Here is a 10,633-nt window from a genome sequence, read left to right on the forward strand (position 1 = left end):
GTCGCGTCGTCCGACCGGGGGAGGAGGCACGGCATGGCGCCGGAGGTGCTGTGGAGCATCGGGGAGCTCGCCGAGCGGGCCGGTGTCACCGTCAAGACCGTCCGCCACTACTCCGACCTCGGCCTGCTGCCCGAGGCGGGCCGCAGCGGCGGCGGTCACCGGAGGTACGGGCCGGAGGCCCTGGACCGGCTGGGCCGCATCCGCACCCTGCGCGGCCTCGGCCTGCCCGTCCCCGCCGTCGCCCGCGTCCTCGACCGCGACGCCGACCTGACCGACGTCGTCGCCGGCCGGCTGCGGGACGTCGGCGCCCGGCTGACCGCCCTGCGCTGGCAGGAGGCCGCCCTCCGGCTCCTCCACGACTGCGCCCCCGAGGAGCGCGCGGAACGCCTGCGACTCCTCGGGACGGTGCCCGTACCGCCCGACACCACGCTCCTGGCCCGCTTCTGGCGCCGCACCCTGCCCGTCCGCCTGCCGTCCCGGCTCGCCGCCTCGGTCGTCGCCGTCGCCGTCCCCGACCCGCCCGAGGACCCCACCCCCGGCCAGGTCCTGGCCTTCGCCCGGCTGCACGCGCTCGTCGCCGCCGCGCCCGCCCCGCCGGTCCACCTGGCCGGGCTCGACCACCGCCCCGCCGTCCTCTACGAGGGCCTGGGCGAGGCGTACGCCCTCGCCGCCGCCCGCGTGCGGGCGGGCGCGCCGCCCGGTCCCGGCGAGGAGCTCGACTGCTTCGTCGCCGCCTACGCCGCCGCCCTCGGCGCCGCCGACACCCGGGCCTTCCGGCGCCGTCTGGCCGGGCTGATGGTCAGCGGGGCGGACCCGCTGATCCTGCGCTACTGGGAGCTGCGCGCCGAGGCCACCGCACCGGCCGAGGGCCCCGCCGAACCGACCGCCGGCGCGACCCACCACTGGCTGTGCGTGGCCCTCAAGACCGGCCCCGGGCGGCCCGGGGCCCCCGGGCCTGTCTGAACGGTTCCCGTCGGATCAGGCCCTGGGTCAGGAGAAGGAGCGCCCGAAGAACTCCAGCTCCGCCACCGCCACCTGACGGCTCGGGTCGGCCCGCCACGCCGTGCGCAGCACCAGCCGCACCGACACCGCGTCCCGGACCCGCAGCTCGATCTTCTGCGTGCCGCCGTCGTTGATCCGGTGCTGCGACACGTGCCGCTCGCCCGCCGCGTCCGTGACCACCAGGTCGAAGGTGCGCGGGGTCGCCTGCCCGTCGGCCCGGGTGGTGTTCTTGCCGCTGCCCGGGGTGATCAGCACCGCCAGCAGATCCGTCGGCTCGCCGAACAGCGCCTCCAGGTACTGGCCCGCCGAATCCCCCGCGTACCCCGTGCCCCACCAGGTGTTGGAGTAGCCGTCACCGGCCAGTGCGGCACCCTGCTTCGGCGCCGCGTGCGAGGCGCGCCAGGCCGCCGGGTGGACGGGGGCGCGGTCGGCGAAGTGGTCCTGCACCGCGCGGGCGGCGGGCGGCCCGCCGAAGATCCCGCCGACGAGCAGCGCCACCGCGCCCGCCGTCGCGGCGGCCCGCACGATCCAGCGCCCCCGGTCCCGGGCGAGCCGGGGCCGCTGCCCGGCGTACGGGCCTTCGGCGGTGTTCAGCGGCCGTGCCACCAGCGGCGTGGCGCAGAGCCGGCAGAAGTGCCGGCCGGGGGTGTTGGCGGTCCCGCACGCCGGGCACGGCGTCCCGCCCGCCGCGACCACGGGCGCCTCGGCAGCCCGCACCGTCGGCCGAGGCGCGTCCGGCCGCCCCGGCAGCACGGCCGCGGGGACCGACGGGTCGCTCTCCGGCACCGGCACGAGCAGGGCGCGCGCGACGGTGTCGGAGGGGCGGGAGGACGGCTGAGGGGCCGGGCGGGTGGCGGGCGTGTCCGCCCGGGGAGCCGAGGGGGCCGAGGCGCTGGGGGCGGCCGGTGCCGCTGGTGCCGTCCGGGCCGCCGGGACCTCGGGCGCCGCCGACGCGTCCGGGCCCTCCGGCACCCCCGCGCCCTCAGGGTCCCGCGATCCCCGCGATCCCTGCGGGGTGCGGGAGGACCCGGAGGCCGACGAGGACCCCGAGACCTCCGGGGCTCCCGTGGCCGCCGGCGCCTCCGCTCCCGGCGCTCCCGCCGCGCCCCCCGCGCCCGCCCCGGACGTCCCGCCGTCGGCGACGGCGTTCCCGCGCGCGCCCGCGCCCGTACCCCCGTCGCCGTTCAGGCCCGCGCCGTCCGCCTCGGCCCGCCCCTCCCGTACCGCCGGCAGGGGTTCCGTCGCCGCCTCGGAGGCCGGGGCCGCCGTGCCCGTGGCCCCGGCGGGGGGTTCCGCCGGGCGGGTCGACGGGGTGTCCCAGCGGAGGAAGGCGCCGCACTCGTCGCAGAAGGACTGGTTCGCCGCCCGCACCGGACGGGCGCAGTCCGGGCAGGGGCGGGTGGTGCCGGTGTCGCTCATGGGGTGGGGGCTCCTTCGGGTGCGGAAGCGGACGTCACCGTGGTGGTGAACGGAAGATGGGCGGGCCGCGCGGCGGCCACGACCGCGCGCAGCCGGTACGGGTCCACGGCGGCCGGGTCGGCGACCCGCAGGATCACGTGGAGCCCCGGCGAGGGCTTGCCGGGGAACGGGCCGAGCGGGCGCGCCGACCAGTGCGCGCCCCCGCTCTCGACGACCTCGGGAGCCGTGCCGAAGGCGAGCCGGACGGCCGCCACGAGCCCGCGCCGGGTGCCCCGCACCCGGTGCAGGGCGACGGCCGCGGCGACCGCCCGGCGGCGGGTCTCCAGCGGCTCGGAGCCGTCGAGTTCGGCGCCCACCCAGGTCGCCAGGTGGTCGACGAAGTCGGCCGGGGCGAGCGCGGGCGAGAAGTACGCCTCCAGCGAGTCCAGCACGTTGAACAGCGGTGCCAGGACGAGGTCCAGGCCCGAGACGAACCGGCGCCCGAAGTCGTCCTCCGCGTACACGGCGGGCAGCGCCTCGCCCAGCGGGTACGGGGTGGCGAGCCCCGGCACCGTCCCGCGCGCCGAGCCCGGCACGGCGTACGACGGGCCGTTCACCGCGCCGTTCACCGGGCCTCGATCACGCGGACGTGGTGGTCGAACGGGAACAGCAGCGCGGACGGGCCCAGTTCGAGCCGGTCCGTGGCCTCGCCCCGGCGGCCGGTCAGCGGGTCAGCCGGATGCAGCAGCACCTCGTCCACCAGCTCCACACCGGGCACCCGCTGGAGCGCCGCGAAGATCTCGCCCGCGCGCAGCGGACGCCCGAACGGCCAGCCCTCGCCGTGCACCCCGCCGGTCAGCGGATCGAGGTACGCGTACAGCGCGTCCAGGGCGTCGGCCCGCACCTTCTCGGCCTTGACGGCCCGGAAGGCGTGCAGCGTCGCCACCACCGTCGCCCCCTGGTAGAACGGCGGCCCGACCGCCAGCCGGGTGCCCAGCGGACGGCGCTCGTCCAGGAAGTCCGTCACCCGCCCCAGCAACTCCTCGCCCGGCACGAGCTGTTCGAAGCGCAGCCGGCCGCCCCGGTCCGGCACCGCCTGCGGCACGACCAGGACCCGCACCGCGTTGTCCCCGGCCTCCGCCGCGTCCGCCGCCAGACAGGCGATCCGCGCCGCCTCCGGCGCCGCGCGGCGCGCCAGCTCCTCGTAGTCCCGCGCGGTCACCGCCCGCTCCTGGGCGCGCAGCGCGATCGGGGCGCGCAGCCGGGCCTCCTCCACGGTCTCGCCGTCCACCCCGCCGCGCGCCGCCTCGCGGTTCTCGACCCGGGCGATGTACGGGATCGAGCTGCGCAGCACGCTGATCGAGGAGCGGGCGACGTTGCCCGCCCGGCCGCCGCCGGTGCCGTAGCGCGCCACCCGGATCGCCGCGCCCTTGGGCGGCACGGCGCCGAACTGCCGGAGCGTGCCGTCGGGTTCGCGGACGCTCGGGCCGAAGGCGATCTCCCCGGTCGTCGCGTCGAGCGTGAAGTGCCGGTCGCGGGCCCGGGAGGACGCGAAGTCCGGTACGAGGGTCCAGGTACGCCAGCCGGGCCCCGCGTCACCGTCCGGGGCGGCCCCGCCGTCGTCCGGCCCGTCCGCGAGCTCGGCGACCTGGAGCAGCAGCGGCGGCCGGTTCACCACCGGGGCGTGGGCCAGCCGGAAGCGCTGCCCCGGCACGCCCTCCGAGACGCCCGGCGACTCGTCCCGCACCGTCTCGGCGTGCGCCGCCCGCACCGTACCGCCGATGGTGAAGGCGCCCGCCGAGCGCACCGTCGGCGACTCGCTGTAGGCGGGCTGGCCCTCCACGGAGGGGACGACCCGGCAGCGCACCCAGCCCGCGTCGTGCCCGCCGAGCCGGGACACCGCGTGCCCCGCCGGGACGTGCAGGACGACCTCGCCGGGCCGGTTGAGACCGCCCGTGGTGTCCTCGTCCACCTCGCAGCCGACCCAGCCCTCGGTCGCCGTCCACGCCTCCCACACCAGCGGGGGCATCCGGGGGTCCACGCCGACGCCGTCCACCCGGCTGTCCAGGCCCAGCACCAGGACGCAGCCCGGCACCGCCGCCGACAGGCCGAAGAGCAGCAGGTCGCCGACGGACGGCAGCGGCGAGAACGCGGGCACGTCGTCGCCGCCCAGCACGTCCTGCGTCCGGTCCTCCGGCGGCGCGCCCGCCGTCTGGCGCAGGAACCTCGCCAGCTCGCAGGGGACCACCGTCAGATCGTCGGTGGTGGCGAAGACGACCGCCTCCTCCGTCTCCGTGCGCCCGGTCGAGACCTCCGTGCCGGCCGGCAGCAGCACCGGCTCGGTCTGCGGCGCCGAGAGCCGGAAGGTCACGTCGGCGTGGGCCGCCGCCGGCGGGAAGAGGGTGATGCCGAGGAGGTCGAGGAAGGCCAGGTGGTTCTTCTCCGGGACCCGGTTCAGCCGGTAGACCAACTGGTCGGCCATGTGCGCGACGGCCTCGACGAGCGTGACGCCCGGGTCCGAGACGTTGTGGTCCGTCCATTCGGGGCACGCCTGCTGGATGTAGCGCTTGGCGTCGTCGACGAACTGCTGGAAGCGGCGGTCGTCGAGATGGGGTGCGGGCAGGGCCATGGCGGCTCTTTCAGTCCTCGGAGGGGATGACGTAGAAGGGGAAGACGAGGTTGCGCGGGTTGTTGGTGCCGCGCACCCGGTAGCGGACGTCGATGTGCAGGGTGGACGGATCGCCCGGGGCCGGGGTCACCACGACCTCCTCCACCTCGATGCGCGGCTCCCAGCGCTCCAGCGAGGTCAGCACCTCGTACCGGATCCGGCCCGTCGTCGCGTCGTTGACCGGCGCGAAGACCAGCTCGTGGACCGCGCAGCCGAACTCGGGCCGCATCGGACGCTCGCCCGGCGCCGTCGCCAGCACCAGCCGCATCGACTCCTCGATCTCCCGGTCGCGCCGGACCAGGGCGATCGAGCCGCTGGGTCCGGTGCGCAGCGGGAAGGCCCAGCCCGCGCCGACGAAATGCTCACTCATGGAAGGGTCCTCTCTCCGGGCATCACAACGCTCCGGGCATCAGAACGGCAGGTTGGCGACGACCGGATTGGGCATCGGGACGGTCGCCGTGATCAGCGACGGCGCGTTGAGGACGGCCTGGGTCAGCGCCGACACCTTGAACTTCGGGCCCGCCTTGATGTCCACCCCGAGACCGGCCGAGATGTCCACCCCGAGCCCCGCCTTCATGCTGATCCGGCCCGCCGCCGACAACGTCAGATCGGCCCCCGACTCCACCGTCACCCCACGGGCGCCGCTGATCGTCACGGTGCCGTCGCTGTCGACGGTGAGCGTGGTCCGGGCCTCGTTCAGCTCGATGCTGAGCTTCCCCTTCGCCGTGCGCAGCCGGATGCCGTGCGAGGCGCGGGTCCGCCCGCCGCCCTCCTCCCGCAGCTCCACCGTGTGCCCGGTGCGGGAGGTCAGCGCCCGCCACTGGACCCGGCCGCTGGTCGGATCGACCGGCGGCACCCGGTCGGTGGCCGGAGTGTGCCGGTCCACGCCGTTGTACAGGCCCGCCAGCACGTACGGATGCTCCAGCGAGCCCCGGTCGAAGGCGCACAGCACCTCGTCGTCCACCTCCGGCAGCAGCAGCCCGCCGCCGCCGCGCCCGCCGAGCTGCGCCACCCGGCACCAGTCGCTCTCGTACGTCGCCGACAGCCAGGGGAAACGCAGCCGGACCCGGCCCAGCGACAGCGGGTCCTTGGTGTTGGTGACCAGTGCCACCGCCACACCCGGCATCGGCGGGGACGGCTCGCCGCCGCCCGCCGCCGTCCCGTACAGCGAGCGGAACTGGCGCCCCGACACCGTCAGCCACGACGTGAACTGCCGGCCCGAGGCGAAGACATGGCGCACCCCGGTCGCCGTGTAGCGGCCCTCGAACGGGAAGCCCGCACCCTTCACCGCCACCGGCTGCCCCGGCTTCAGCTCCGGGTTGCCGGTCACCGCCACCTCCACCTCCGCGAAGGAGCCGGTGACGTCGTCGGCCAGCGCTCGCGCCGCCTGCCGCACCTCCGACTGGGTGGTGAACGGGCGGTCCGCCAGGGTGAGTTCGGCCGTGCCGAACGGGGTCGCGAGCTGCGCCGGAGTGATGTCCGAGACGATCTCCGTACTGCTCACGGCCGGCGTCGGCGAGGACAGCTCCTGCCGCGTCCGAGGATCCCAGCCCCGTACGTCCACCCGGCCGACCTGCCCCGCGGCCGTCACCGACACCCTGCTGTGCAGCGTGTTGTGCCCGAAGTCGAGGACGTACGGGCTCTGCGCCGCCGGGGTCGTGTCGGAGGGCGCCGACGCGGCGGGCGGCAGGGCGGCGAAGTCCAGCCGCCCGGCCTGGTCGACGGAGAGGCGCACGTCGTTGGCCTGCGCGAGCCTGCTGAGGAAGTCCCAGTCGGTGATGTTCGGCTGGGTCGCCAGCTCGTACACCGTGGGCGTCGCGTCCACCCGCCCGAGCGGCACCCGGTTCAGCGCCGCGAGCTTGCGCACGATGTCGGACGCCGTCATGTTCGGATAGCCCTCGACGCGCCGGTTGCGCAGCAGCCGGTGCCCCGGGTCGTAGCCGCGCACGATCAGATACCGGCCCAGCGTCGGCGCGGCGTCCGTCTCCAGCGCCGTCACCTCGCCGGTCAGCATCGGCGGACCGAGCCGCCCGTCGGTGAACGGCGACAGCACCGCCAGCGCGCCCACCTTCAGGAACGGGAACTTCTCCGTCAGCGTGCCGTCCTTGTCGCTGAAGGTGAGCTGGAACGCGGACGGCACGTTGACGCTCGCGTCCACCCAGCCCTCGGTGAGCCGGACCGCCAGCGGGTCGGGCAGGGGCACCCCGTCCAGCTGCACGTGCAGGACGGTGGTGAAGGTCTTCTCGCTCATGCGGCGCCCTCGGTCGGGTTCGATGCGGGCCGTACGGAGGACGGGCGCGGCGCGTGGGACGACGGGAGCTCGGCGGCGGAGGGCAGCAGCAGCTCGGTGCCCGGCCGCAGCCGCATCGGGTCGTCGATGCCGTTCGCCTCGGCGATCACCCGCCAGCGGGTGGCGTCGCCGTACTCCCGCCACGCCAGCGAGGCCAGCGAGTCACCGGCGACCGTGCGGTGCACGCGGCGCGCGGTGAGCGCGCCGGAGGTCGGGTTCTGCTTCTTCGTCTCCGACGCGACCTCGGTCAGCGACAGCGAGCAGGTCGCCCGGATCGGCACGCCGCTCGGGCTGAACAGGGTGTACGTCGCGGCCACGTTGGTCACGTACGCGACGAACTGCACCGTCGAGAACGACCCCCACGAGAAGCGCACCCAAGGCGGGCTCGGCGCCTTGGAGTCGACGCTCTGCGCGGTCACCTCGCAGCAGGAGAGCAGCAGTTCGACCTGGCTCTGCACGGCCGTCGAGCTCGGCGTCCCCGACGCGTCCAGGAACACCTCCAGGTCCATCGAGGCGGGCCGGCTGCCGGTGAACTTCGGCGGCGCGCCGCGCGTGTAGGCGACGGCGGGCTCGGTGTGCCAGTCCGCCGACCGGCTCAGCCTCAACTGGTCCGGGTTGAACTGGAACTTCACCTCGCCGATGGCGCCGCCCATCGAACCGCCGAGGTCGGTCGGCGGCTGGTGGATCGACAGCGAGGCCCGCGACAGACCGCGCGCCGCCTTGCCGCCCGAGGGGGCGGCCATCTCAGGCCCCTCCCGCGTCGGTGAAGCCGTGGTGGGCGATCTCCAGGGTCTCCGTCGCGACGGCCGGGTTCCCCGGGTCCAGGCTGGGCCCGGTCCAGCGCACCGGCAGCACCTCCACCAGACCCCACTGCGCCACCACCGACTTGTCGGCCCGCAGCGCGGCGATCTGCGCGGTGGGGCGGGTGATGCCGGTGGCCAGCGAGGAGATCCAGGCGGCGACCCGGGCGGTGTCCGGGGTGAGGGGGCGGGTGAGGCGGATGGTGGAGAAGGTGACCCGGGTGGGCAGCTGCCACACGAAGCCGTTGTTCCCGCCTTCGTGGCGCTGCTCCACCTCGACTTCGGAGGCGAGACCGTCGCAGCCGTTGAACAGACCGAGGTCCTGACCGTCGATGGTGAGTCTGAAGAAGATGGTGGAGGCGGGATCCAGGGGCTGGGGCATGGGAGTTCTCTCGGACTCGGCGGGGAGGGTTCGGATGGGCGGGCTGGGCGGGCTGGTCGGTCGGGGGAGCGCGGTCCGGGTCAGCGCCCGTGGTCGCGCAGCCGGCCGATCCGCTCCCGGTCGGCGCGGAGTTCGGCGCGCAGCAGCCGGGACAGCGGGGTGACCAGCCGCCGGGCCAGCTCGTCGAGCTGGGCGGGCGACTCCGCGGCGGGCTCGGGCGGCTTGGCGGGCCCCGGGGCGGAGCGCTGCGCGGGCGCTCCGGAGACCGCCCGCTGCACGGGGGCGCGCGGCGGGACCGGGGTGGGGGTCACGGCCACGGGCGCCGGTGGCGCGGGCGGCGCGACCCGGGGCGGGAGGGGCGCGGGCGTGGCGGCCGGCACCGCGACCGCCGGCGCCTGCTGCACGGCCACCGGCGTCCGCACCGGCCGCGCGGACCGGGGCGGGGTCAGGGGGACGACGGGGGGCGCGGTGGCGGAACGCTGGACGGCGGGCGCGACGGGCGCCGAGGGGGCCGCGACCGGCGTCACGGCGGCGGGGGGCCCGGCGGGGCCGCGCGGGGGTGACGCGTGCGGGGCGAGGGGGCGCGCGGTGGACAGGGGCAGCGGGGCGGGGGCCGCCGTCGGGGCGCGGGGGATGGCGATCCGCTGGACGGGGGCGGGCTCGCGGGCGGGGGCGGCCGGGGCGGCCGGGGCCACGGGGCGGCCCTCGGGAGCCCCGGGCGACGGGGCGGACCCGGGTGACGCGGCGGACCCGGGAGCGCCGGGCGATACGGGGGATACGGCGGGTCCGGTGGACGCGGGGGGCTGGGCGGCGGCGGTCGGCTGCGGGCGGGCCCCGGACACGGGCACCGGCGCGGACACGGGGACCGGCTCGGCCGCCGGGGTGGCGGGAGCCGGGGGACCCGCGCTCGGCAGGGGTGCCGGGGCGGGCGTGATCGGGGCGGGCGTGAGGGGAGGGCCGATCGGCGATCGGCGCGGCCTGGGCCCGGCCGGGGCGGCGGGCGCGTCGGCGACGGCTCGCTGGACCGGCGCCCCGAGCCCCTTGCGTACGGGAGCGGTCGGCGCAGCCGTACTCCAGTCGGCACCGGGGGCGCGCCGGGAGCGGCGCACCGAGGGGCCGGGAGCGGCGGTGGGAACGCCGGCGGGCGCGGGCGTGGCCGCGGGCGCGGGCTCCGGCGTGGGCGTGGCCGCGGGCACGGAGGCGGGGGCGGGGGCGGGCGCCTCGACCGGTGCGGGAGTCGGGGCCTCGGCACGCTGGACGGGGGCCGGGGCGGGCGCGCCGACGGCGCCCAGGCGGCGCTGCGGCTCCGAGACGCGGGCGCTGGTGAGGAGCGAACGCCGTACGGGCAGGGCCACGACCGGCCGCCCGGCGGGCGCGAGGCCACCGTCTCCGGCGGGCCGGACCGGGTGCGCCGGTTCGGCCCGCCGGACGGCGGGTGCGCGCGGGGCCGGGGAGGGACCCGGCTCCGCGACGTTCTGGGCTCCGGGCGCGGGTGCCGCCGGGGCGGCGGCGGTTCGCGGGGGAGCGGTCAGGGGCGCGACCGGGGCATGGGCGGCGCGCTGGACGGACGCGGGGGCGTCGCCGTCGGTACGGGGCGCGGGCGCGGCGGCACGGGTGGCGGGCGCCGCCGGGGGCGTGCCGGGCCGCACGGGGGCGGCCGGAGCGGAGGGCACCGCCACCGAGGGCGTACCGGCGGGCGCGTCCGCCGCCCGCTGGACCAGGGGTGTGGCGGGCGTGACCGGGCGCCGCACGGGTGCGGCGGGGCCGTTCCCGGCGCGCTCGGCGGCACGCGACGGCTCGGTGGCGACCTGCCGGGTGTCCGCCGGGCCGGGGGCGGCCGGCCGGGACGGTGCGGCGCCCTTCGGGGCGGCGGTGCTCCGCGAGGGCGACGGGGCGGCGGTCGGCGAGGTGGGCTGAGGGGAGGCGGTGTCGGTGGCCCGCTGTACGGCGGTCGCGCCGTCGTGGCTCACCGGGCGGGCGGCGCGCGGGAGTTCGGCGGCGGTGCTCCGCGAGGGCGACGGGGCGGCGGTCGGCGAGGTGGGCTGAGGGGAGGCGGTGTCGGTGGCCCGCTGTACGGCGGTCGCGCCGTCGTA

9 protein-coding genes are annotated in these 10,633 nt (G+C 77.6%); 1 reads left to right on the top strand and 8 read right to left on the bottom strand.

The annotated features are described in order from the left end of the window. Positions 1–33 precede the first annotated feature (33 nt). Entirely contained in the window at positions 34–963 is a 930-nt protein-coding gene (locus ACZ6J5_RS28345; protein ID WP_469396169.1) for a helix-turn-helix domain-containing protein, read from the top strand. A gap of 27 nt (positions 964–990) precedes the next feature. Here ACZ6J5_RS28345 and ACZ6J5_RS28350 read toward each other — a convergent pair whose 3' ends face one another. From ACZ6J5_RS28350 to ACZ6J5_RS28385, 8 genes are all read right to left on the bottom strand, one after another. Beyond that, complete coding sequence (locus tag ACZ6J5_RS28350) at positions 991–2,421, bottom strand: NADase-type glycan-binding domain-containing protein (RefSeq protein WP_469396171.1); 1,431 nt, start codon at positions 2,419–2,421, stop codon at positions 991–993. Continuing rightward, a complete protein-coding gene (locus ACZ6J5_RS28355; protein ID WP_469396172.1) occupies positions 2,418–3,029 on the bottom strand; it encodes a phage tail protein in 612 nt (203 codons plus the stop codon). Before ACZ6J5_RS28355 ends, ACZ6J5_RS28350 begins: the two co-directional genes overlap by 4 nt. Continuing rightward, the gene (locus ACZ6J5_RS28360) at positions 3,026–5,029 is read right to left on the bottom strand and encodes a putative baseplate assembly protein (RefSeq protein ID WP_469396174.1); all 2,004 of its coding nucleotides are present in this window, start codon (positions 5,027–5,029) and stop codon (positions 3,026–3,028) included. Before ACZ6J5_RS28360 ends, ACZ6J5_RS28355 begins: the two co-directional genes overlap by 4 nt. 10 nt (positions 5,030–5,039) lie before the next feature. Beyond that, positions 5,040–5,438, bottom strand: coding sequence for a GPW/gp25 family protein (locus tag ACZ6J5_RS28365; protein WP_469396176.1), 399 nt, complete (start codon positions 5,436–5,438; stop codon positions 5,040–5,042). A 39-nt stretch (positions 5,439–5,477) separates the two neighbouring features. Next, positions 5,478–7,319 carry a VgrG-related protein gene (locus ACZ6J5_RS28370; protein WP_469396178.1) on the bottom strand — a complete coding sequence of 614 codons (1,842 nt, stop codon included), beginning with the start codon at positions 7,317–7,319 and terminating at the stop codon, positions 5,478–5,480. Then, positions 7,316–8,101, bottom strand: a complete 786-nt coding sequence (locus ACZ6J5_RS28375; protein ID WP_469396180.1) for a CIS tube protein — start codon at positions 8,099–8,101, stop codon at positions 7,316–7,318. The genes ACZ6J5_RS28370 and ACZ6J5_RS28375 overlap by 4 nt, the downstream gene beginning before the upstream one ends. A 1-nt stretch (position 8,102) precedes the next feature. After that, positions 8,103–8,540 (bottom strand): phage tail protein, encoded by a 438-nt coding sequence (locus ACZ6J5_RS28380; RefSeq protein ID WP_362470020.1) that lies wholly within the window; start codon positions 8,538–8,540, stop codon positions 8,103–8,105. A gap of 80 nt (positions 8,541–8,620) precedes the next feature. Then, positions 8,621–10,633: DNA polymerase III subunit gamma/tau domain-containing protein (locus ACZ6J5_RS28385; RefSeq protein ID WP_469396182.1), on the bottom strand; the 2,013-nt coding region annotated here is incomplete at its 5' end.

It is taken from the genome of Streptomyces sp. NPDC042100 (assembly GCF_055582325.1).